The 22,622-nt window shown below is 71.7% G+C and carries 21 protein-coding genes; 12 read left to right on the forward strand and 9 right to left on the reverse strand.

Annotation, left to right across the window (positions count from 1 at the left end):
* Positions 1-35: 35 nt before the first annotated feature.
* Positions 36-989: a methionyl-tRNA formyltransferase gene (locus ABD331_RS21130; RefSeq protein ID WP_344477280.1), complete on the reverse strand. Its 954-nt coding sequence runs from the start codon at positions 987-989 to the stop codon at positions 36-38.
* A 112-nt stretch (positions 990-1,101) separates the two neighbouring features.
* On the opposite strand from ABD331_RS21130, the gene ABD331_RS21135 reads away from it, so the two are divergent.
* The 3 genes from ABD331_RS21135 to ABD331_RS21145 all read left to right on the forward strand — a co-directional run bounded on the left by ABD331_RS21135 (position 1,102) and on the right by ABD331_RS21145 (position 4,762).
* Positions 1,102-2,418 carry a lysine N(6)-hydroxylase/L-ornithine N(5)-oxygenase family protein gene (locus ABD331_RS21135; RefSeq protein ID WP_344477282.1) on the forward strand — a complete coding sequence of 439 codons (1,317 nt, stop codon included), beginning with the start codon at positions 1,102-1,104 and terminating at the stop codon, positions 2,416-2,418.
* A 102-nt stretch (positions 2,419-2,520) separates the two neighbouring features.
* Positions 2,521-3,951, forward strand: a complete 1,431-nt coding sequence (locus ABD331_RS21140) for a cytochrome P450 family protein (protein ID WP_344477284.1) — start codon at positions 2,521-2,523, stop codon at positions 3,949-3,951.
* A 37-nt stretch (positions 3,952-3,988) separates the two neighbouring features.
* Positions 3,989-4,762 carry a DUF6544 family protein gene (locus tag ABD331_RS21145; RefSeq protein ID WP_344477286.1) on the forward strand — a complete coding sequence of 258 codons (774 nt, stop codon included), beginning with the start codon at positions 3,989-3,991 and terminating at the stop codon, positions 4,760-4,762.
* Between the two features lie 277 nt (positions 4,763-5,039).
* On the opposite strand, the gene ABD331_RS21150 is transcribed toward ABD331_RS21145, so the two are convergent.
* A complete protein-coding gene (locus ABD331_RS21150) occupies positions 5,040-6,599 on the reverse strand; it encodes a pectate lyase family protein (RefSeq protein ID WP_344477288.1) in 1,560 nt (519 codons plus the stop codon).
* A gap of 187 nt (positions 6,600-6,786) precedes the next feature.
* Between ABD331_RS21150 and ABD331_RS21155 the strand changes: the two genes are divergently transcribed.
* The 3 genes from ABD331_RS21155 to ABD331_RS21165 are packed head-to-tail and all read left to right on the forward strand — an operon-like array spanning position 6,787 to position 8,536.
* Positions 6,787-7,074 carry a P-loop NTPase family protein gene (locus ABD331_RS21155; RefSeq protein WP_344477290.1) on the forward strand — a complete coding sequence of 96 codons (288 nt, stop codon included), beginning with the start codon at positions 6,787-6,789 and terminating at the stop codon, positions 7,072-7,074.
* Entirely contained in the window at positions 7,056-7,349 is a 294-nt protein-coding gene (locus ABD331_RS21160; protein ID WP_344477292.1) for a hypothetical protein, read from the forward strand. Before ABD331_RS21155 ends, ABD331_RS21160 begins: the two co-directional genes overlap by 19 nt.
* Entirely contained in the window at positions 7,313-8,536 is a 1,224-nt protein-coding gene (locus tag ABD331_RS21165; RefSeq protein WP_344477294.1) for a low temperature requirement protein A, read from the forward strand. Before ABD331_RS21160 ends, ABD331_RS21165 begins: the two co-directional genes overlap by 37 nt.
* 87 nt (positions 8,537-8,623) lie before the next feature.
* On the opposite strand, the gene ABD331_RS21170 is transcribed toward ABD331_RS21165, so the two are convergent.
* The 3 genes from ABD331_RS21170 to ABD331_RS21180 all read right to left on the reverse strand — a co-directional run bounded on the left by ABD331_RS21170 (position 8,624) and on the right by ABD331_RS21180 (position 10,829).
* Entirely contained in the window at positions 8,624-9,634 is a 1,011-nt protein-coding gene (locus tag ABD331_RS21170; protein WP_344477296.1) for an ABC transporter permease, read from the reverse strand.
* 176 nt (positions 9,635-9,810) lie between these two features.
* On the reverse strand, positions 9,811-10,446 hold the full coding sequence (locus ABD331_RS21175; RefSeq protein ID WP_344477297.1) for a helix-turn-helix domain-containing protein: 636 nt from the start codon (positions 10,444-10,446) through the stop codon (positions 9,811-9,813).
* Positions 10,443-10,829, reverse strand: a complete 387-nt coding sequence (locus tag ABD331_RS21180; protein ID WP_344477299.1) for a DNA-binding protein — start codon at positions 10,827-10,829, stop codon at positions 10,443-10,445. Before ABD331_RS21180 ends, ABD331_RS21175 begins: the two co-directional genes overlap by 4 nt.
* 57 nt (positions 10,830-10,886) lie before the next feature.
* On the opposite strand from ABD331_RS21180, the gene ABD331_RS21185 reads away from it, so the two are divergent.
* The 3 genes from ABD331_RS21185 (at position 10,887) to ABD331_RS21195 (ending at position 14,276) form a co-directional block, all read left to right on the forward strand.
* Positions 10,887-12,377, forward strand: coding sequence for a PEP/pyruvate-binding domain-containing protein (locus ABD331_RS21185; protein WP_344477301.1), 1,491 nt, complete (start codon positions 10,887-10,889; stop codon positions 12,375-12,377).
* A 62-nt stretch (positions 12,378-12,439) separates the two neighbouring features.
* Entirely contained in the window at positions 12,440-13,042 is a 603-nt protein-coding gene (locus tag ABD331_RS21190) for a histidine phosphatase family protein (RefSeq protein ID WP_344477302.1), read from the forward strand.
* 40 nt (positions 13,043-13,082) lie between these two features.
* Positions 13,083-14,276: an acyltransferase family protein gene (locus tag ABD331_RS21195; protein WP_344477304.1), complete on the forward strand. Its 1,194-nt coding sequence runs from the start codon at positions 13,083-13,085 to the stop codon at positions 14,274-14,276.
* 74 nt (positions 14,277-14,350) lie between these two features.
* Here ABD331_RS21195 and ABD331_RS21200 read toward each other — a convergent pair whose 3' ends face one another.
* Positions 14,351-15,532, reverse strand: coding sequence for a cytochrome P450 (locus ABD331_RS21200; protein WP_344477306.1), 1,182 nt, complete (start codon positions 15,530-15,532; stop codon positions 14,351-14,353).
* A 457-nt stretch (positions 15,533-15,989) separates the two neighbouring features.
* A complete protein-coding gene (locus tag ABD331_RS21205) occupies positions 15,990-16,724 on the reverse strand; it encodes a MerR family transcriptional regulator (RefSeq protein ID WP_344477308.1) in 735 nt (244 codons plus the stop codon).
* A gap of 181 nt (positions 16,725-16,905) precedes the next feature.
* Here ABD331_RS21205 and ABD331_RS21210 point away from each other — a divergent pair, with 181 nt between their 5' ends.
* Positions 16,906-17,370, forward strand: a complete 465-nt coding sequence (locus ABD331_RS21210) for a VOC family protein (RefSeq protein ID WP_344477310.1) — start codon at positions 16,906-16,908, stop codon at positions 17,368-17,370.
* 319 nt (positions 17,371-17,689) lie between these two features.
* Positions 17,690-19,957, forward strand: a complete 2,268-nt coding sequence (locus ABD331_RS21215) for an FdhF/YdeP family oxidoreductase (protein WP_344477312.1) — start codon at positions 17,690-17,692, stop codon at positions 19,955-19,957.
* A 58-nt stretch (positions 19,958-20,015) separates the two neighbouring features.
* Here ABD331_RS21215 and ABD331_RS21220 read toward each other — a convergent pair whose 3' ends face one another.
* Positions 20,016-20,669: a Dps family protein gene (locus tag ABD331_RS21220; protein ID WP_344477314.1), complete on the reverse strand. Its 654-nt coding sequence runs from the start codon at positions 20,667-20,669 to the stop codon at positions 20,016-20,018.
* Between the two features lie 165 nt (positions 20,670-20,834).
* On the opposite strand from ABD331_RS21220, the gene ABD331_RS21225 reads away from it, so the two are divergent.
* Positions 20,835-21,683 (forward strand): alpha/beta fold hydrolase, encoded by an 849-nt coding sequence (locus ABD331_RS21225; protein ID WP_344477316.1) that lies wholly within the window; start codon positions 20,835-20,837, stop codon positions 21,681-21,683.
* Positions 21,684-21,802: 119 nt separating this feature from the next.
* Here ABD331_RS21225 and ABD331_RS21230 read toward each other — a convergent pair whose 3' ends face one another.
* On the reverse strand, positions 21,803-22,579 hold the full coding sequence (locus tag ABD331_RS21230) for an SDR family oxidoreductase (protein WP_344477318.1): 777 nt from the start codon (positions 22,577-22,579) through the stop codon (positions 21,803-21,805).
* Between the last annotated feature and the right edge of the window lie 43 nt (positions 22,580-22,622).

The following is a 22,622-nucleotide window of genomic DNA, read 5'->3' on the forward strand; positions in this document are numbered from 1 at the left end:
CGGCGGCCCGGGGCCGTCGGGCCGCCGCGCGGCTCTCAGGTGGCGGGGTGGCGGGTCAGGTAGCCGCCCATGGTCCTGAACACCTCGGTGGCGGGCAGGCTCGTGCCGTCCTCCGTACGGACGCGCTCGATCACCAGCCCGTGACTGCGCCCGCGACGGGCGTCGGCGCCCGCCACGATCACCACCCCGTCGCCCTCCCGGATGAACACCCGCCCCGGCGTGCCCCCGTAGATGCCCCGCGACACCGACGCCTTGAGCACCCGGATCCGCTCGCCCCGGTAGTGCGTGAAGGCGTTCGGATACGGGTCGGACTGGGCGCGGACCAGCCGTTCGATGTCCTCGGCCGGCCAGTTCCAGTCGATGTTGCTGTCCTCGATCGAGCGCTTGTGGAAGAAGCTGGCCTTCGACCTGTCCTGGGGCGTCCAGGTGGTCCGGCCCGAGGCGATGAGGTCGAGCGCTTCGGTGACGATCGGCGCGATCAGGTCGACCGTGCGGTGGAACAGGTCGGTGGCGGTGTCCTTCGGGCCGACGGGCACGGACCGCTGCACGACGATGTCGCCGGCGTCCAGCTCCTCGTCCATCATGTGCGCGGTGACCCCGACCTCCTGCTCGCCGTTGATCAGCGCCCAGATCAGCGGGGAGAAGCCCGCGTAGGCGGGCAGCAGCGAGTCGTGCACGTTGAGGGTGCCGTGGCGGGGGAGGTTGAAGATCTCCGGCGGGATCCAGGTCCGCCAGTTGTTGGCGACGATGAGGTCCGGCTCGGCCTCCTTCAGCCGGACCATGAGCTCCTCGTCGTCGGGCCGGTTGCGCAGCAGCACGGGGACGTCGTGCGCCAGTGCCAGCTCGGCCACCGAGTCGCTCCAGATCCTCTCGTAGGCGTGCTCGCTCCTGGGGTGCGTGACCACCAGCACGACCTCGTGCGCGGAATCCAGAAGTGCCTGGAGCGTGCGATGACCCCAGGTCTGGTAGCCGAACATCACGACCCGCATGGTGCCTCCTTGTCGGGGCGATCGGATTAGGTTAGGCTCCCCTTAATTAGGCCAGGCTAACCTAATTTGGGCAAGGTCTCCACCCCTGTTTCGTACCGGCGGAAAGGCGTACATGTCCTCAGCGGAGCAGCACGTCCACGACCTCGTAGGCATCGGCTTCGGGCCGTCCAACCTCGCCCTGGCGATAGCGCTACGGGAACGGCAGACGCGGACGGGCGACCTGCTCGACGCGGTGTTCCTCGAGAAACAGCCGGCCTTCGGCTGGCATCGGGGCATGCTGCTGGAAGGCACGACCATGCAGGTGTCCTTTTTGAAGGACCTGGTCACCATGCGAAATCCGACGAGCGAATTCAGCTTTCTCTGCTATCTGCAGGACAAGGGCCGATTGCCCGACTTCATCAACCACAAGACGATGTTCCCGTCCCGCTTGGAGTTCCACGACTACCTCGAATGGGCGGCGGCCCGCTTCACCGAGCAGGTCGAGTACGCCTCCGAGGTCGTCGCCGTCACCCCCGTCGAGCCGGCCGGGACGATCGAGCTGCTCGACGTGGTCGTCCGGCAGGGCGATGGCACGCTGGTCACCCGCCGCACCCGCAACCTCGTCCTCGCCGCCGGCCTCGAACCCGTCCTGCCGGACGGCCTGGTGAGCGACGACCGCGTCTGGCACAGCGACGAACTCCTCGCCAAGCTGCCCGCCCTGCGCGACCCGCGCAGGATCGTGGTCGTCGGCGCGGGACAGAGCGCGGCCGAGGTGACCGAGCACCTGCACGGAGCCTTCCCCGAAGCCGAGGTGTGCGCCGTCTTCGCCAAGTACGGCTACACCCCCGCCGACGACAGCTCCTTCGCCAACCGCATCTTCGACCCCGTCGCCGTCGACCACTTCTACTCCGCGCCCGACGAGGTGAAGGCGCGGCTGCGCGACTACCACGCCTCCACCAACTACTCGGTGGTCGACCTGGACCTCATCGACGAGCTGTACCGCCGCCACTACCAGGAGAAGGTCCAGGGCAAGGAACGGCTGCGCATACTCAACGCCTCCCGCCTCGCCGAGGTCGAGCGCGACGAGGACGGGCTGCGGGTCACCGTCGAGTTCCTGCCCACCGGCGAGCGCACCCTGCTGGAGACCGACGTCATCGTCTACGCCACCGGCTACCGGCCGTCCGACCCCCTCACCCTGCTCGGCGAGGTGGGGCGGCTCTGCGAGCGCCTCCCCGGCGGCGGCGTGCGGCTGGACCGCGACTACCGGGTCGTCACCTCCCCGGCGCTGCGCTGCGGCGTGTACGTCCAGGGGGCCAGCGAGCACACGCACGGGCTCACCTCGACCCTGCTGTCCGCCACCGCCGTCCGGGTGGGCGAGATCGCCGAGTCGGTGGCCGACCGGCTCAGGAGCGGCAGCCTCAGCTCCTACCTGCTGTCCCGCTCCACCTGACGGGCTTCTGTGGACCGGCGGGGCCCCTCGGGCGGACAATCGCGAGGGGCGCTCGCCGTGCCCGGCGGACGCGTGACGCATGGAGAGCCGCACGGAGGCCGCATGGAAGGCCGTATGGAGGGCCGCATGGAAGGCCGCCGCATGGAGGGCCGCGTGGAGGGCCGCGTGGAGGGCCGCGTGGAGGGCCGCGTGGAGCAGGCCGCCGCTGACCGGCCCTTCGTCCTTGATCCCACCGGCCGCGACATCCACGCCGAGGCGGCACGCCTGCGGGCGCTCGGCCCGGCCGTACGTGTCGAGCTGCCCGGCGGCGTCCCGGCCTGGGCGGTGTGCGGGCAGGCGCCGCTGCGGCGGCTCCTCACCGACCCCCGGGTGTCCAAGGACGCGCACCGGCACTGGGCCGCATGGATCGACGGCGAGGTCGGCGCCGACTGGCAGCTCGTCGCGTGGGTAGGCGCACGCAACATGTTCACCGCCTACGGCTCCGACCACCGCCGGTTACGCGGGCTCGTCTCCAGCGCCTTCACCGCCCGCCGCACCGCCGCGCTGCGGCCCCGGATCGAGGAGATCGTCTCCACGGCCCTGGACGACCTGCCCGGCGACGAGCCCGTGGACCTGCGCGCGCACTACGCCTACCCGATCCCGGTGAACGTGATCTGCGAGCTGTTCGGCGTCACCGACGACGGCACTCGCACTCGGTTGCGCCGGTGCATCGACGCCTTCTTCCGCACCGCCGCCGATCCGCGGGAGGCCGCGGAGGCGTACCCGCGCATCCAGCACATCCTGCGCGAGCTGATCGCCGAGAAGCGGCTGCACCCCGGCGACGACCTCTCCTCGGCCCTGATCGCGGCCCGCGACGACACCCCGCACCTACCGGACGGCGTCTTGGAAGGCGGGGCGGCGCACGACGGCGGCCCGCACCTCCCGGAAGGCGAGGCGGCGCGCGACGGCGGCTCGCACCTCCCGGAAGGCGGCTCCCGGTTGTCGGAGGACGAGCTGGTCGACACCCTCTCGCTGTTCCTCAGCGCGGGCCATGAGAGCACGGTCAACCTCCTCGACAACGCCGTCTTCGAGCTGCTCACCCACCCGGACCAGCTCGACCTCGTCCGCACCGGCCAGGTCACCTGGGCGGCGGTGATCGAGGAGACCCTGCGCCACCAGGCGCCCGTCGCCAGCATCCCGCTGCGCTACGCCGTCGAGGACATCGACCTCGACGGCGTCACGCTGCGGGCCGGCGACGCGATCCTCGCCTGCTACGCGGCGGCCGGCCGCGACCCGCTGGTGCACGGCCCCGACGCCGGCCGCTTCGACGTCACCCGCCCCGCCAAGGACCACCTCTCCTTCGGCCACGGCGCCCACCACTGCCTCGGCGCCCCGCTGGCCCGCATGGAGGCGCTGGTCGCGCTGCCCGCGCTGTTCGACCGCTACCCCGAACTGGCCCTGGCGGCCGAGGCGGGCCCGCCGGCGCCGATGGAGTCCTTCATCTCCAACGGGCACCGCGCCCTGCCCGTCCGGCTCGGAAAGGCAAGCCGATGACGACCACCACGCGGATCCAGACGCCGGGGAGGCGGCCATGACCGTCGTACTCGCGCCGCCCCGCCTCACCGACCAGGCCCGCCAGGACTGGGACCTGCTCCAACGCCCCACGCGGCGGCCACCCGCCTTCGACCCCGACCTGGCCGGACTGCTGCCCGAACCGGCGCAACGCTGGCTGCTGCACGCCATCGAGCCTGGCACGCCCCTGCTGCGGGCCGTCGTCCTGAGCATGCGCGGCACGATCAAGCTCGGCGAGTGGCACCGCTTCCACGCCAACCAGGCGCTGCTCCCGCTGGAAGGCTACGTCTGGGCGGGCACCGCCTCCCTCGGGCTGACGTCGGTGCGCGGCCTCGACCGGTACCGGGCGGGCGCCGGTGAGACGCGCTGGCGCATGTACGGCGCGTTCCCGATGGTGACGGGCGGCGGGCCCGACGTCACGCGCAGCGCCGCCGGGCGGCTGGCTTGCGAGCTCGTCCTCGCGCCCGCCGCCGCGCTCGATCCGCGCGTCCGCTGGAAGGCCCTGGACGAGCGCCACGCGGTCGCCGCCATGCCGATCGGCGGCGAGGACCACGAGGTGACGCTGGCCGTCGCGCCGGACGGGCGGCTGGACAGCGTCACCACGACCCGATGGGGCGCTCCCGGCGGCACCGCCTACCACGAGCACACCTTCGGGCTGGAGTGCGTCGAGGAGGGCACTTTCGACGGGTTCACGATCCCCGCCCGGGTGCGCGGCGGGTGGTGGCCGGGGACGGACAGGCGAAGGGACGGCGAGACCATCCACTTCGCCCTGGACGACGCGCTGTTCCGCTGAGCGAGCGGCAACGCTCGCACGCCACCCGCGCCCAAGCCCCGCCCGCCCTGCACGTCGCCGCGCCCTGCATGCCACGTGCGCCCAAGCTCTGCACGCCACGCACGCTCAAGCCTCGGACACGACGCGCGCTCAGCCTGGCACCCGCGCCTAAGCCCTGCACGCCACCCGATGCCCAAGCCCTGCGCGCCGCCCAACACCCGAAGCCCCGCTCCCGCCCTGCGCCCGGCCCCGCAGCCGCCCGCAGTTGCTCGAAGCTGCGGCGAGCCCGGGCGGTCGCCTATCCGGCGTAGGTCTCGAACTCGGCGATCCTCGGCGCGGCCGACGACCCCGTGATCCTGAAGGTGATCTTGCTGAGCGACGCCGCCGTGAACGTGATGGTCCCGGCCCCGCTCCCCGACTTCAGCACGGCCCCGGTGCCCGCGTTCAAAAGCTGCCACGCCCCGATACGACCCTCCGCCCCGGCAGCCTCACGGATGACGACCCGGGACACGGTCGTCGCGGAGCCCCACTTGATCGAGATGTCACCGGTGGAGCCCGACGGCGACCAGTAGGTGCTCAGGTCCCCGTCCCGCACGTTGCCGTAGCTTGTCCCGTCAGCCTTGCTGGAGCCGTCCGAACCGGCCCCGATACTGAGATTCGTCCCACCAGGAGTGGGAGTAGGCGTGGGCGTGACGGTCGGGGTGACCGTGGGAGTGACAGTGGGCGTGGGGGTCGGCGTCTGCGGCGTGCAACTACCGTTCGACACCTGCAAGCCCTTGTTCGCCCCGGCCGTCTGCCGCACGATGGCCGGCACGCAGCTCGCCCCGTCGAGCGTGTAGGAGTAGGGGACGCTGACCGAGGTGTTGGACTGCGGGTTCGGCCCGGCCGGGTTGTTCTCGCTGCCCGGGGCCGACCAGGTCACGTTGTCGAAGATGTTGCCGGCGACCTGCCAGTAGCCCGCCTCGCTGGTGTAGAAGGTGCCCAGGACGTCCTTGGAGTCCTTGAAGTAGTTGTTCTCCACCTTGGCGCGCGCCCCGGCCCGGGAGTTGATGCCCGACTCGTGCAGGCTCACGTACGAGTTGTTGTAGATGTGCGAGACGCCGCCGCGCAGCAGCGGCGTGCGGGAGTCGATGTTCTCGTACAGGTTGTGGTGGAAGGTGACGTAGCCGTTGGACAGGTCGCTCTCGCTCGACCCGATGAGCCCGCCGCGCCCCGAGTTGCGCAGGATGCTGTAGGACAGCGTCACGTACTGGGTGTCGTCCTTCATGTCGAAGAGGCCGTCGAAGCCCTCCGACTCGCCGCCGGAGGCCTCCAGGGTGGCGTGGTCGACCCACACGTTGCGCACGCCGCTCTCCATGCCGATGGCGTCGCCGCCGTTCGACGTGGGCGAGCCGGACTTCTTGACGTTGCGGATCGTCACGTTGCGGATGATGATGTTGCTGGCCTCCCGGATGTGGATGCCGAGCTGGTCGAAGACGGCGCCGCCGCCGACCCCGATGATGGTGACGTTGCTGATCTGCTTGAGCTCGATCACCCCGGCCGCGGTGTTGCAGCTCTCGCCCGACACCTTGGCGGTGTTGCCGTGGTTGATGGTGCCTTCGACCTCGATGGTGATCGGGGTGCTGCTGCTGGCCCGGCCGCACAGGGCCGCGTGGATCGCGGTCCCCGTGGTGGCGCGCACCGTCTGCCCGCCTGCGCCGCCGGTCGTCCCGCCGTTGCTGCTCGCGTAGCCGGTGGCGCCGTCGGCCGCCGCCGACGCCTGCGTCATCGGCAAGGCCACGGCGGCGGTGCCGACCGCCGCCGCGGCGGCCACCGCGGCCAGCACCGCGTGGAGTCGTGACGCGACTGCTCGTCTCATCCCTGGTTCACCTGCTCCTTCGACATCGAGCGCCTGCAGCGACACCGTAGGAAAGCGCTTTCCCCACTGTCAACGCACCGTGAAACTTTCATCGGGGCACCCTTGGGGGCACCGGGAGGCTCGCCCGGGCACCGTACGAGCGGCGGCGGCGAGCGTCCGACAGCAGGCCGAGGGGTGGTGAGCCCGGGTGCGGCTGTACGGCCGGAGATTCGAGTGCGAGAGGCTGGACGAACCCGTCGCCACGGTGCAGACCGGCCGCAGCTCCAGCGCCGTCCTGGTGGTGCGGAGCGAGGCGGGCGTCGGCAAGACGGCCCTGCTGGAGCACGCGCGCGACAGCACGGCAGGCTGCCGGGTGGCATGCACGGGCGCGGAACTGGCCTTCAGCGGGCTGCACCAGCTCTGCGCCCCGTTCCTGCACAGCCTGCGGCAGCCGCGCCGGGCGTGCCCAGGCAGACGATGCTGGACGTACTGCTGATCACCGCCATCATGCAGTTCCTGTGGCAGCCCGTCGCCGTCCTCATCGCCCACAGGGTCGGGGCGCTGCGCGTCATGACGAGCGCGCTGGCCGAAACATCACTCGCGCTCACCCGCCGCACCGGCTTCCAGCAGAAGCCCGCCGCCAGTCCTACCCAATTCCCGAAAAGCCGTCACGAAGCCGACCCCCTGTCCTGTCTCACCGGGAGACCACCCCACGCAGCGACAGGATCGACACCTTGCCACCCGCCAGAATCCGGCTCCGCATCCGCATGAGCGCGCGTCCCGTCGATGAGCCGCACCGCGTCTCCAGCCAGCTGGAGCTGCTGTTCGACCTCACGTTCGTGGTCGCGGTCGCCGCCATCACCGCCCAGCTCGCCCACCAGGTCGTCGAGGGACACGCGGCGGACGGCATCGTGCCGTTCCTCCAGGTGTTCTTCGCGATCTGGTGGGCGTGGATGAACTTCACCTGGTTCGCCTCCTCCTACGACACGGACGACGTCGCCTACCGAGTGCTGACCATGGTGCAGATGGCCGGCGTGCTGGTCCTGGCGGCCGGCGTGCCGGCGGCCGGCGAGCACACCGACTACCGGTTCGTCACGCTCGGCTACGTGATCATGCGGATCGGGCTCGTCGCCCAGTGGCTGCGCGTCGCCGCCGAAGACCCGGCGCGGCGGCGCACCGCGCTGCGTTACGCCGGCGGCATCACCCTTCTGACGGTGGCCTGGACGTACCACTCGTGGCTGGCGCCGCTGAGCATCGAGCTGCCGCTCTTCCTGCTCCTCGCGGCGCTGGAGCTGGCCGTGCCGCTGTGGGCGGAACGGGCCGAGCCCACCACCTGGCACCCGCACCACATCGCCGAACGGTACGGGCTGTTCACGATCATCCTGCTCGGCGAGAGCGTGCTCGCCGCGTCCAGGGGAGTGGCCAGGGCGCTGGAGTCGGACGCGGTCAGCGGCCCCTTCATCATGGTCGCCGTCTCCGGGCTCGTCGTGCTGTTCGCCCTGTGGTGGCTGTACTTCCTGGTGGAGGCCGGTGAAGGGCTGCGCGGGCGGCGCGACCGCTCCTACCGGTGGGGGTACGGCCACTACGGCATCTTCGCGGCCCTGGCCGCGCTCGGCGCCGGTCTGGAGGTCGCGGTCGAGCAGAGCGGGCACGCCGTCGCGGCCACGCCGCTCACCGTCGCCTTCGCCGTCGCCATTCCCGTCGGCTTGTTCCTGCTGCTGCTGTGGGTGGTGCACACGCCGATCGAGCCGGAGTCCGTCATCCATCCCGCCGTGATCGCTTGCTGCGCCCTCGTCGTCCTGGCGCTGCCGTTGACGGTGGCCTGGATCGGGGTGCACGGCGTGGCCACGGCCATCGCGGCGGCTTGCGTCCTGGCGGTCGCGGTCGCGGTCACGATCGCCCTGAGCCCGTCCCGCGAGCCCGCACGCGCCCGTCGGCCGTCCAATGCCGCCCGCTAGCTGTACTGCCCACCCAGCCCCGCCCATTCGCGGACGGGCTCGCCGCCCGCATCCGCCACCACCACCACGACCTGGCGGCCCTGTGGGTCAGGAGGTGTCGGCCCCCGGGTGGCGGTCGCGCCAGATCAGGAAGACGGCGCACGACACCAGCGCCCACGCCGCCAGCACCAGGAACGGCATCAGCCGCTGATGCCCGCCGAAGTACACGGCCGTGTGCTGGGCGTTGATCGAAGCCCCAGGCGGCAGCCAGCGCCCGATGGTGCCCAGCGGCGACGGCAGCAGCGGCCACGACACCGCCCCGCCCGACGACGGGTTCCCGAGCAGCACCATCAGCCCCCACGTGGGCGCCATCGCCCACCGCCGGACCAGGGTGTTGAACATCGTGAACACCATGCCAGAGGCGAACATCGTCAGCGCCAGAATGAACCACGACTCCAGCAGCGGCAGGTCGAGCGCGCCGAGCCCCCAGTCCACGACGGCCACGATGGCGAGCCCGCCCAGCGCCGCGTACGCCGCCGTGAACGCGATCCGCTGCCACGCGGTCAGCGCGCCCGCCTGGACGCTGAGCTGGACGGCGCCGATGAACCCGATCACCACCGCCGCGAGCGTGATGTAGAACAACGCCAGCCCGCGCGGGTCGCCCCGCTGCAGCGGCTTCATGTCCCGCACCGTCAGTCGTACGCCGACGCGCGGGGCGACCTTCGGCGCCGCCGTGGCGAGCAGCTCCGCCACCGACGCCCCTGACGCGCTCGACACATACAGCGTGACGTCGTCACCGGGGTGCACCACGATGACGCCGAACACCCGCTGCTCCTCGACCGCCTGCCTGGCCTGCTCGAACGAGTCGTCGAAGGAGAGCGCCAGCGAGGCGTTCAGCGCCTGCTCCAGGCCGGCGGCGAACGCCTTGCCGCGTACGGTCTGGTGGCTGACCCCCACCACCGCGACCGGCACGCGGTGCGGGGTGGGGTTCGCCATGGCGTAGGTGTAGGACCCGGCGAACAGGCCGGCGGCGGCGGCGAGGATCAGCACGAGCACGCTCGCGGGGAAGAACGGCGACGCCTTGAAGGCCGCCCACCGATGGCCCGTCCGGTCGTCCATGCCCACACACGCTAGGCACGCGAGCGCCGCCGCCCGGCCGCTGACACGCGCGCCTTGTGGAGGTTTGGCCTCCTGATTTGGGACGGTCGCGGCGGCGCGCGCGGTCAGGCCCCGGAGCGGCGGGTCGAGGCCTGACGGCGGAGAGACGCGCGATCAGGCTCCGGTACGGCGTGCGGTCAGGCTTCTGTACGGCGGTCGAGGCCCAGGGTGGCGATGAGATCCTCGTGCAGCTCGAACCAGACACGGTGGCAGGAATCGACATCGGTGCGATCCACCCAGGACCCCTCCCCGGCCTGGACACGCGCCAGCGCCGCCGAGAACCGGACGTCGTAGCCGAGGAACCGGTCCAGCACACTCCCGAGCCGACCCGCCAGAGGCTTCAGCGCCCGTTCGATGTCGGCCAGCTCACCCACGACGCGACTGTCCCAGACCTGGTCGGAATGGTCATTGACGGCGAGCCGGTCGCCGGGCGCGGGCCGGAGCTGCCAGTCGGTGCAGGCCCGCAACAGCAGCGCGTTCAACGGAAGAAACGCGCGGTGGACGTCGCGAACCTCCTCACCACCGCCGACGCTGTCGAGTTCTTCGGCGAGCCGACGCTCGCCCTCGGCCCGGCCCCGGCCAGTCAACGTCCAGCCACTGTCACCGGCGACGGCGACGTGCTCGACCCAGCCGTACGCCTCGGCGTCCAGCAGCAGCTCCTTCGCCTCGCCCGGATCGACCCCGAACCGCTGGGCGATCGCCGAGGTCTGCCCGAACCCGATGAGGCGCACCGCGTGCAGGACCAGCAGGTCGGCGGCGGATCGGGCCGTCACGAGTCGGCGTCCTGACGGGCGGTCAGGCGGGTGTAGTGCTGCTGGCACGCCTGCGGCGAGTTGAACCCCATCACCTGCGCCATCTGCGCCCACGTCAGCCCCGCGCTCCTGGCCATGAACAGCAGCGCGGACTCCAGCCCCTCGACCTCGGCGCGGGCGGCGGGCAGCAGGGTGAGGGCGCTCAGAACGTCGCCGGGGGACAGGTCGGCGTGGCGCCAGACGGCGAACTGCACAAGATCCAGCGCTGTGGGCGGGGCGGGGGAGGGGCGCCATGGGCGCGGTTCGAGCGCGTCCGCGCCCAGGCTCAGCAGCCGCTCGCTCGCGTCCTGCTCGCGCCTGGCCCGGGCGTGGTCGTCGTGCGGGCCGGTCTCCTTGCGTGCCATGCGGCCATGATGCAGAATCAAGAAAAAGTTGTCAACGAAATGTTGAAGGCAGGGTGGATGATCGTACCTCTCGAGGAGGCTGTCGCCGGGACGTGCGGAGGCAAGGCCGGCTCGCTCGGCGCCTTACTCCGCGCGGGCCTCCCGGTCCCCGTCGGCTTCGTCGTCCCCTTCGCCACCTACCTCACCGCCGTCAGCGAGCCTGACCTGGGACGGCCGGAGGAACCGGGCGTGGCGCGGCAGGCGATCGAAAGCCTCCCGCCGCCCGTCACCCTGCCCGTCACCTTCCCCGTCACCTTCCCCGTCACCCCGTCCGCCACCCTGGCCGAGGCGCTGGCACGTGCGCTCGAGCAGCTCGGCGATGCTCCCGTCGCGGTACGGTCGTCGGCGTCGGACGAGGACACCGGCCAGACCTCGGCAGCCGGCCGATACGAGAGCTTCCTCGCCGTCCACGGCCCCGACCAGGTCGCCGACGCCGTACGTGCCTGCTGGGCCTCACTCTTCTCCCCACGCGCCGTCCACCACCGGCGATCAGGCGAGCCCATGATGGCCGTCATCGTCCAGCGCCATCTCGACGCCGAGGTGTCGGGCGTCATGTTCACCCCCGGCGGCGGCGCGGAGGGCGCGACGGAGATCGAGGCGTCCTGGGGCCTCGGGCCGAGCGTGGTCGGCGGCACGGTCACCCCTGACGCCTACCGCGTCGCCGCCGACGGGTCCGTCACACGTACGGTCGCGAAGAAACGAACCCGCCTCGACCGGCGCGGCGAGCGGCTCGTCACGAGCGAGGTGCCAGCCCACGCCCAGGCCGCCCCGGTGATCGACGACGCCACCGCCAGGCACCTCGCCACGCTGGGCGCCGAGATCGCCGCCGTGCTCGGCGGACCGCAGGACATCGAATGGGCGATCGCCGACGGCCACACCTGGATCCTCCAATCCCGCCCGGTCACCGCCGCCCCTCCGCCCAACCCGGCTCGGACCGCCCCCGATCCCTCGCCCGGCCGCACGAAGGCCGTCACCACACCGCAGCCCGGCAGCCCGCAGCCCGGCAGCCCGCAGCCCGGCAGCCCGCAGCCCGGCAGCCCGCACCCTGCCGGCCCGCCGCAGTCCGACCGCACGCAGGCCACCGCATCCTCGCCCGCCCGAACACAGGCCGCCGCCCCTCTGCCCGGCCCGGCTCGGACCGCCGCCACACCACCGCCCCCGCCGCCCGGCCTCTCGCGCACCCCGGCCAAGCTCACCGGAACCCCCGGCAGCCACGGAACCGCCACCGGCACAGCGAGGATCGTCCGAGGCCCCCGCGACTTCCCCCGCGTACGCCCCGGCGATATCCTCATCTGCCCCTTCACCGACCCAGCCTGGACACCCCTCCTCCGCATCGCCGCCGGCGTCATCACCGAAACCGGCGGCGTCCTCTCCCACGCCGCGATAGTCGCCCGCGAACACGCCATCCCCGCCGTCCTGGACATCCCCGACGCAACCACCAGACTCCACGACGACACTCTCGTCACCATCGACGGCACCACCGGCACCGTCACGACGACCAGCGCATGAGCGACACCCACCGAACACAGGAAAGGAGAGCGGCGCGGCACCCCCGCGCCCTTGACGCACCGATGACCACACGACACCTCTACCTGGCCCGCCACGGCGCCGCCGACGCGTTCGGCGAGCTCACGGACCTCGGACACAGGCAGGCAAGCCTCCTGGGCGAACGCCTCGCCGCCCTGCCCATCGACAACGTCTGGCACTCCCCGCTGCCCCGCGCCGTGGCCAGCGCCCACGAACTCGCCAAACACCTGCCGGACGCACCCATGGCCGAGGCCGCCGAACTCATCGACCACGTGCCGTTCGTCCCCGACCCGGCCGACACCCCCGGGCCCTGGGCGGGCTTCTTCGACGGCTACGAAGCGGACGAGGCCGCCGAGGGCCGCAGGCTCGCCGACGCGCTGGTCGCCCGCTTCACGCAGGTTCCCGACGAGGCCGCACCGGACACGCACGAGGTCCTGGTGACGCACGCCTTCCAGATCGCGTGGCTGATCCGGCACGCCCTGGACGCGCCGCCGTCCCGATGGCTGGGGCTCAACAGCGGCAACACCGCGCTGACCGTCATCCACTACCGCACGGGCCTGCCACCCGCGATCGTGATGTTCAACGACATGAGCCACCTGCCGCCCGACCTGCGCTGGACCGGATTCCCGCCGGGCACGCGCCCCTAGGGCTGCCCCGAGAATCCCGTTTGGCGATACGTTGATCCCTATGCCCTTGGCCCTCACCGCAGTGCTCCGCGCCCAACGGCCGGCCTCTCCCCGGCTCGCCTGGCTGGACGCGTTGCGCGGCATCGGCGCCATGGCCGTGGTGGGGGAGCACCTCACCACGTGGGCGATGCCATGGCTGCGGCCCACCGCCTTCAACCTCGGCGTGTACGGCGTGCTGGTGTTCTTCCTGGTCAGCGGCTACATCATCCCCACCTCCCTGGAGCGCCACGGCGACCTGCGGGCCTTCTGGATCGGCCGCGCCTTCCGCCTGTATCCGCTCTACCTGGCGGTCATCGCCGTCGTTCTCGCGCTGGCGTGGTGGATCCCGGTGCGGCCCGAGGTGCCCAGGGACCTGTCCTCCGCCGCCGCGCACGCGACGATGCTGCTGGACGTGGTGGGCGTCGCGGGCGTGCTGAACACCATGTGGACGCTCTCGTACGAGATGATCTTCTACCTCCTGGCCGCCGCGCTGTTCGCCGGCGGGGTGCGGGATCGGTGGGGCCTGCTCCCGGCCCTGCTCGCGGTGGCCGGCGGCGTCGCCGGGCTGGCGCTGACCGGGCCGCCGCTGGCAGGCGGGTGGCTGGCCTGGGTGTCGTGCGGGGTGTTCGCGGCAGGCATGGGCTGCGTCATCTCCGGACGCGGGCGCACCGTCGCGGCCTGCGCGCTGGGCGTGATGGCGCTGGGGCTGGTGCTGCTGAGCAGCCGCGTCCCGTGGTTCGGGGTGGCGATCGTGGCGGTGATGTTCGCGGGGACGGCGATCCGCCGGTGGGAGAGCGGCGACGGGCCGCTCTGGCCGGTCGCCGTCACCGCCGTGGTCGTGGCCGCGACGCCGTTATGGGCGCGCAACGCCGGCTGGTGGTGGGTGCGGCCGGACGTGTGGGGGCTGACCATCCTCCTCACGGCCCTCACCTTCGCCGCCGCCATGGCGTGGCGCACCCGCCGCTTACCTGCCTTCCTGGCCTGGCTCGGGGCGATCAGCTACTCCCTCTACCTGGTACATCTGCCGATCCTCCTGATTTTGATGGAGGTGGCGGGGGAGATGCGCTGGGCGCCCCTGCCGTACCAGATCGGCATCGGCCTGGTCTTCCTGTCGCTGCTCCTGCCGGTGAGCTGGCTGAGCCACCACTACCTCGAACGCCCCATGCAACGCCTCGGCCGCCGCCTCAGCACCCCGCCCCCTCCCGAAGGCCGATAAGGCGCGGCCCGACGCCTCAACACACTCTGAGGCCAGTGAGGCGCGGCCCGACGCCTCATCCCATCTCCTGCCTTCTACTTCCTGACGAGCAGCTTCGCCGGCCTGACGGCGAGGTTGCCCTCCGTCCACGGCACGTCCAGCGCCCGCCCAGCCAGCCTGAGCCCCGGCTGCCGTGTGACCAGCACGCGCAGGATCTCCTGCAGCTCCATCCGCGCCAGGTTCGCGCCCAGGCAGAAGTGCGTGCCCCGCCCGAAGGTCAGGTGCGCCGCCTGCCGCTCCGGACGCAGCGCGCATGGGTCGGGGAAGACCGACGGGTCGAAGTTGGCCGAGGAGTTGGACGCGATCACACCCTCACCCGCGCGCACCACACCCGACGGCAGCTCCACGTCCTCCCTGGCCACTCGCACGAACGGGCTGTCACCGACCAGTTCCAGCCGCAGCAGCTCCTCCACCGTGCTCTCGATCAGCTCGGGCCGCTCGATCAGCCGCTCGTAGCCCTCGCGCGGGTCGAGCAGCCGCAGCATCGACCTGGACAGCGCGGTCCCGGTCGTCTCGTGCCCGGCGAGGAACAGCACGAGCGTGTTGGTGACCAGTTCCTCCTCGGTCAGCCGGTCCTCGCCGTCGCGGGCGTGGATCATCGTGGCCAGCAGGCCGTCGCCCGGCTGGTCGCGGTGCTCGGTGATCACCTCGGCGATGTACGCGGCGAACTCCATGGCCGCGCCGAGCTGCTCCTCCTCCGACAGGCTGGACGTGGAGAGCATGGCGTCCGACCAGGCCCTGACCCGCGCCGTGTCGATGCCGGGCACGCCCATGACGTCGCAGATGACCTGCACGGGCAGCGGGAACGCGAAGTCGTGCACGAAGTCGAACTCGCCGGGCAGCGCGTCGAGCAGCTCCGTGGTGAGCGCGCGAAGCCTGGGCCGCCAGGCGTTCACCTGGCGCGGCGTGAACACCCCCGACAGCAGCCTGCGCAGCCTGGTGTGCTCGGGCGGGTCCATGCTGGAGAGCATCCCGGGCGTCTCCAGCAGCGAGAACCCGCTGAACATCCGGGGCGAGCCCGGATGGCTGAGGTCCTTGCCGAAACGCGGGTCGCTCAGCACGGCGAGCGTGTCCTCGTAGGTCGTGGTGAGGTACGCCGTGCAGCCGCTGGGCAGCCGCACCTTGCCGAGCGGGTCCTTGCCACGGCGCTCGGCGTACGCGCCGGCCAGAGCCCCATGTGGGCCTGGCCCGAACGGGTAGTGCTCAGAATCGGCCATAGCTCGGACGGTAACCAGTGATCGGGACGCCGACCAGACCCGAGATCCGCCCATGCGGCGGCGCACCCTCACCCACCCGGGGTGGCCGACGGTGCCACCTCCGGCTCGTCGCGGCTGTGGATGGGACAGAGAGCGGTTCGGGGTGGCCGGTGGCGGTTCGGGCAAGGTCGGGTGTGGTTCGGGCGGGGTCGGGTGTGGTTCGGGCGGGGTCGGGTGTGGTTCGGGCGGGGTCGGGTGTGGTTCGGGCGGGGTCGGGTGTGGTTCGGGCGGGGTTGGTGGCGGTTCGGGCGGCCCCCGGGGTGGCCGGTGGCGGTTCGGGCAAGGTCGGGTGTGGTTCGGGCGGGGTCGGGTGTGATTCTGGCGGGGTTGGGCGTGGTTCGGGCGGGGTTGGTGGCGGTTCGGGCGGCCCCCGGGGTGGCCGGTGCCGGTTCAGGCGGGGTGTGGGGTCGGTGGTGGTTCAAGCGGGCCCGGGGTAGCCGGTGGCGAAGGCCCGTTTTAAGTAGCTCCACGTCGCAGAGGTCAGGATGCCCTTCGTGGCCGCCTCGGCGCCCTTGGCGTCGATCTTGTCGTAGAGGGCCGACAGGGCGGTCCTGTCGCCGCCCACCAGTTCCAGCACCGCCTCCGTCCAGCGGCGCGCCAGCTCCTGTACGGCCGGATCGGCCGGGTCGGTGCCGCGACCCGCGTGCGTGCCGGCCTGCGCGGCCAGTTGTTCGAGCCCGCGCAGTCGGTGGGCCAGGCCCTCCTGGCCCAGCTCGCGGTGCCTGCCCTCGAACTGGGCGAGTTGGTCGGGTGTGAAGTGTCGAGCCTGCATCATCGCCTCCATGGTCTTCATGAGCTGGTCGATCGACGGCTGTCTGGCCTGCCGTAACCCCTCGGCGACGGTGCTCAGCCGGTGGAGCAGGGCGTGCTGGGCGGCGAGCCGGTGGCCGGCCTGCTCGATCTGGCGCTGGATCGTCTCCTGGAGGTCGGCGCCGTCGAGTGACCGTGCGATCTCGCTCAGTGGTAGCCGCAGCTCTCTGAGCGCCAGGATCTGGTAGAGCCTGCGTACGTCGCCGTCGGTGTAGACGCGGTGCCCCGCGCTCGACCGGCCGGCCGGGCACAGCAGGCCGATCTGGTGGAAGTAGCGCAGGGTGCGGACGGTGACGCCCGTGGCGGTCGCCAGTTCGCCGATCTTCCAGCTGCCTTCGTTCACAACGCTGAAGGTAGGTCCTGACGCGGCGTCAGGTGCAAGCCGGGAGGCAGGGGGAGTGGAGGAGCTGGGAGGCAGGGAGTGAAGGCGCGGGGAAGCTGGAGGTCGGGGAGTCGGGATGAAGTGGGAGGGGCGTCCGGTTGCACCGGGGGAAGAAGGATGATCCGCGAAGGAGAACCGGTTCATGACCAAGCACCCCACCTCACCCGCCACCCCCGTCCGCCAGCTCAGGCTGGTCGTAGAGGCGGAGGACTACGAGGCCGCGCTGGCCTTCTACCGCGACGTGCTGGGACTTCCGGAGCAGGCGGCGTTCTCTGGTGGCGACGGCGCGCGCGTGACGATCCTGGACGCGGGCCGCGCCACCTTGGAGATCGCCAACCCGGCGCAGAAGGTGATGATCGACGAGGTGGAGGTGGGCCGGCAGGTGGCGCCCAAGATCCGGGTCGCGTTCGAGGTGGACGACGCCAAGGGCACCACGGAGCGGTTGGTCTCGGCGGGGGCGACGGAGGTGGCGCCGCCGACCGTCACGCCGTGGGAGTCGCTCAACTCCCGCCTTGACGCGCCCGCCGACCTGCACATCACGGTCTTCCAGGAGTTGCGCCCGCAGGAGGAGCGTGAGGCGCTCGACGGGTTCGGCACGGAGGGCTGAGCCGGGCTCGGCCGGATCCCGGTCCCTACGGAAAAGGGGGTCGGACCCGCTCCCTGCGGAAAAAGGGGTCGCGGATCCGGTCCGTGCGAGAAGGGGGCCACGGATCCGGTCCGTACGGGAAAGAGGTCGCGGATGCGGTCTGTGCGGAAAGGGGGCCGCGGACACGCTCCGTACGGGAAAGAGGTCGCGGATGCGGTCCGTGCGAGAAGGGGGTCGCGGGATCCCGTCCGTACGGGAGAGAGGTCGGATTCGGTCCGTACGAAAAGTAGAGTTCTGGAAGGATCGTTTCGGCATCGAGCAGTGAAGACGTGGCACAACCATGGACAAGATCGAAGGCCAGGACGGCGAGCACCTCTCGGTCGGGGCGCCCAAGACGTGGGCGGCCGGGCTGCCGGGGGTCCGGCACGCGCTGACGTACTCGCTGGCCCAGACCTCACCTCGCCGCACCGCGCTGACGCTGCTCAACCTCAACCAGACCGCCGGCCTCGACTGCCCCGGCTGCGCCTGGCCGGAGCCGGGGCGCCGGCACGTCAACGAGTACTGCGAGAACGGCGCCAAGCACGTCAGCGACGAGGCCACCACGCGCCGCGTCACCGCCGGGTTCTTCCGCGAGCATCCGATCTCGGAGCTGGCCGGCGCCTCCGACCAGTGGCTGAACCAGCAGGGCAGGCTGACCGAGCCGATGGTCAAGCGGCCGGGCGGCGACCACTACGAGCCGATCGGCTGGGACGAGGCGCTCGGCCTGATCGCCGGCGAGCTGCGCGGTCTCGGCGACCCCGGCCGCGCCCTGTTCTACACCTCGGGCCGGTTGGGCAACGAGGCAGCGTTCCTGCTGCAGTTGTTCGCTCGCGCGTACGGCACCAACAATCTGCCCGACTGCTCGAACATGTGCCACGAGTCCAGCGGCGTCGCCCTCATCGACACCCTCGGCGTCGGCAAGGGCAGCGTCAGCCTGGAGGACATTCACGACGCCGACCTGGTGTTCGTCGTCGGCCAGAACCCGGGCACCAACCACCCCCGCATGCTGTCCGCGCTGGAACGCACCAAGCGCTCGGGCGGCAGCGTGGTGGCGGTCAACCCGCTGCCCGAGGCCGGGCTGCTGCGGTTCAAGAACCCGCAGACGGCGCGCGGCCTCGTCGGGCGCGGCACGCAGATCGCCGACCAGTTCCTGCAGATCAGGCCCGGCGGCGACCTGGCCCTGTTCCAGGCGCTGAACCTGCTGTTGCTGGAGGCCGGCGACGCGCTGGACCGGGAGTTCATCGAGACGCACACCACGGGCTTCGACGAGTTCGCCGCCCACGCGCGCGAGGTGCGCTGGGAGGACGTGCTGACCGCGACCGGCCTGACCCGCGAGGAGATCGAGCGCGTCCACCAGCGGGTCCTTGGCGCCAAGAAGGTCATCGTGTGCTGGGCGATGGGCCTGACGCAGCACAAACACGGCGTCGCCACGATCAAGGAGATCGTCAACTTCCTGCTGCTGCGCGGCAACGTCGGCAAGCCGGGCGCGGGCGTCTGCCCGGTGCGCGGGCACAGCAACGTGCAGGGCGACCGCACGATGGGCATCTGGGAACGCCCGCCGCGGCCTTTCCTGGACGCGCTGGAGCGGGAGTTCGGCTTCACCCCGCCGCACGAGCACGGCCTCGACACCGTCGGCGCCATCCAGGCCATGCTGGACGGCCGGGCCGACGTCTTCCTCGGCGTCGGCGGCAACTTCGTGCGCGCCACCCCCGACAGTGACGCCACCGAGCGGGCCATGCGCTCCTGCCGCCTGACCGCGCACGTCTCCACCAAGCTGAACCGCTCCCACACCGTCTGCGGCGACACGGCGCTGATCCTGCCGACCCTCGGCCGCAGCGACCGCGACATCCAGGCGAGCGGCGAGCAGTTCGTCACGGTCGAGGACTCGATGAGCCAGGTGCACGCCTCCAGAGGCCGCCTCCACCCCGCCTCAGGCGCGCTGCTCAGCGAGGTCGCCATCATCAGCCGGCTGGCCAGGCTCGTCCTCGGCGACAAGCCGGACATCCCGTGGGAGACGTTCGAGGCCGACTACGGCACCGTCCGCGACCGCATCTCCCGCGTCGTGCCCGGCTTCGAGAACTTCAACACGCGCGTGGCTGAGCCCGGCGGCTTCCGCCTGCCCAACCCGGTCAGCGAACGCGTCTTCCGCACCCCCAGCGGCAAGGCCGTGTTCACCTGCAACCCGTTCGCGCGGCTGGAGGCCCCGCCCGGCCACCTCATCCTGCAGACGCTGCGCTCGCACGACCAGTGGAACACGATCCCGTACTCCGGCGACGACCGCTACCGCGGCATCCGGCACTCCCGGCGGGTCGTCCTCGTCAACCCCGCCGACCTGGCCGAGCTGGGCATCGCGGAGCGCAGCGTGGTCGACCTGGTCGGCGTCTGGCACGACGGCGTGGAACGCCGCGCCCCCGGCTTCACGGTGGTGGCCTACCCGACCACGCCGGGATCGGCCGCGGCCTACTACCCCGAGACGAACGTGCTGGTGCCGCTGGACAGCGTCGCCGACCACAGTAACACCCCGACCTCCAAGGCCGTCGTCATCCGGCTGGAGGCCACACGGAGCTGAGGCCCGCTCACCTGAACGGCGCGCTGTTGGGCTGGGGCCCGCTCACCTGAATGGTCTGTTACTTGGACGTACGGGCGGCGCGGCGCGGCATGCGGGCCTGGCCGTTGTGCGGCGTCTCCACCAGCGGCGTGTCCACCAGGTGCTCCACCAGGAACCAGGTCTGCAGCTCCCCGGTCCTGATCACGTCGGACACCAGCAAGTCGTTGGTGCCGTCGTCGCCCATCTCCTGAGCCCGGGAGGCGGCGTCGTGCGAGGCGATGAGGATCGTCTCGTGCGCCTCGATCAGCCGCGAGATCATCGCCGGCACCTCCTCGGCGCCGTTCGGCGGGCGCGGCACCACGGTGATCTCCGCGACGTGCCGCGGGTCGCCCACGGCGATGCCGCCCAGCGTCTGGACGCGCTCGGCGATCAGGTCCACCAGCTTGAGCTGCTCGTCGGCGTGCTTGTCCAGCAGCAGGTGGAGCTGGTAGAAGGTGGGGCCGCGCATCAGCCAGTGGTGCTTCTTGTACAGCGCGTAGAGGATCTGCGTGTCGGCCAGGATCTGGTTCAGCCGCTCGCAGGAGTACTCGCGGGCTTCGTCCGAAAGGCCCAGCGGCCACGTGCGGACGGTGCCGAACTCCTGGATCTCGGTGCCGTCGACGTGCAGCCACGGCTGGCTGCTCGACTGCTTCTTCGTTGTTGCCTTGGTGCTGCTTCTGGTTTTGGCGGGCACGATCATCTCCCGGTCCGGTGAGGTTTGAGCCGATCCGACCTCGAACCTTCCCGTACGCCCGCCCGCCGACCCTCCACCCGCACCAGCGCATGGCAAAGGTTTCCGCAGCCCCGTCGGTGAATACTCGATTGCCCGCCGGGCGGCGGCGTTGCGAGGATCTCGCCCATGCCTTTCTACTCGGCCCACGACGGAACCCGTCTGGCCTACCACGTGTCCGGCGACGGCGACCCGCTGATCTGCCTGCCGGGCGGCCCCATGCAGGGCTCCGCCTACCTCGGCGACCTCGGCGGCCTGACCGCGCACCGGCGGCTCATCCTGATGGACCCGCGCGGCACCGGCGACTCCGACAAGCCGGGCGACCCCGGCACGTACCGGTGCGACCGGCTCGTCGCCGACGTCGAGGCGCTGTGCGAGCACCTCGGCCTCGACCGGATCGACCTGCTCGGCCACTCCGCAGGCGCGAACCTCGCCGTCCTGTACGCCACCCGCCACCCCCACCGCGTCGCCCGGCTCCTCCTCATCACCCCCAGCACCAAGGCCGTGGACCTGGAGCCCGCCCCGCAGGCGCGGCTCGACGCCGCCCGGCTGCGCGCCGGCGAGCCCTGGTTTCCCGAGGCCTTCGCCGCGCTGGAGCGGATCCAGGCGGGCGAGGCCACCGCCGAGACGTGGGCCGCCGTCGACCCCTTCGTGTTCGGGCGCTGGGACGAGGCCGCCCGGGAGTTCCTGGCGCTCTGCGACCGGCACAGGAACGCCGAGGCCGCCGCCGTGTTCGGCGCGCAGGGCGCCTACGATCCGGCGGCGATCAGGGCGGCGCTGGCCGGGTTCGGGGCGCCGGTGCTGCTGGTGGCCGGGGAGTTCGACCTCAACACCATCCCGGCCGCCGCCGCCGAGTACGCCGCGCTGTTCCCCGCCGCCGAGCTCGTCGTGCAGCAGGGGGTGGGGCACTTCCCGTGGCACGACGACGCCGCCCCGTTCGCGGCGACGGTCGCCGCCTTCCTGGCCCGCCCGCGCTAGCCGAGCCCGCCGTCGCGCATCGAAAGCCGGGCACGCGCTGGCCGAGCCCGCCGTCGCGCATCGGAAGCCGGGCAGGCGCTGGCCGGGGCCGCCGTCGCGCATCAGAAGCTGAGCATGTGTCAGCCGAGCCCGCCGTTGCTCATCAGGAGCTGCCCGTTGATCCACTGGCCCTGCGGCGAGCACAGGAACGACACCAGGTTCGCGGTGTCGTGCGGCGTCCCGAGACGCCCCAGCGGCGTCAGGCCTGCCATCCGCTCTCTGAGCTCCGGCGACATCCACCCGGTGTCCACCGGCCCGGGGTTGACGGCGTTGGCGGTGACGCCGAGGTGGGCCAGCTCGTGCGCGGCGGCCAGCGTGATGCGGTCCAGAGCGCCCTTGCTCGCCCCGTAAGGCAGGTTGCCGACCGTGTGGTCGCTGGTCAGGGCGACGATCCGGCCGGTGCCGTGCGCGCCGGTGAAGCGCCGCCCGTACTCGCGGATCAGCAGCCACGTGGCCCGCGCGTTGACCGCGAAGTGCCGGTCGAAGCTCTCCACGGTGGTGTCGAGCAGGCCCGAGTCGACCGACTCGCAGTGGCACATCACCAGCGCCGTCACCGCGCCGAGGCGGCGTTCCACCTCGTCGAAGACGAACGCGGGCGCGTCCGGGTCGGACAGGTCGGCCTCCACGGCCGTGGTGGCGGCGCCGTGCGCGGCCAGGGACTTGGTGATGGCGTCGGTCGCCCCGGCCTCCACCCCCCAGGTCATGCGCTCGTCGTACGGGGTCCAGCAGGTCAGGGCGATGTCCCAGCCGTCGGCGGCGAGCCGGTCGGCGATGCCCGCGCCGATCCCGGCCGTCCGGCCGACACCGGTCACCAGCGCCAGCGGGCGGGCAGGTGCGGAAGAATGTGCGGTCGTCACACGACACGATCATCGAGGACACCGCGCCCGGCAGGCAACCGAT

It is taken from the genome of Nonomuraea monospora (assembly GCF_039531895.1).
GTDB lineage: Bacteria > Actinomycetota > Actinomycetes > Streptosporangiales > Streptosporangiaceae > Nonomuraea > Nonomuraea monospora.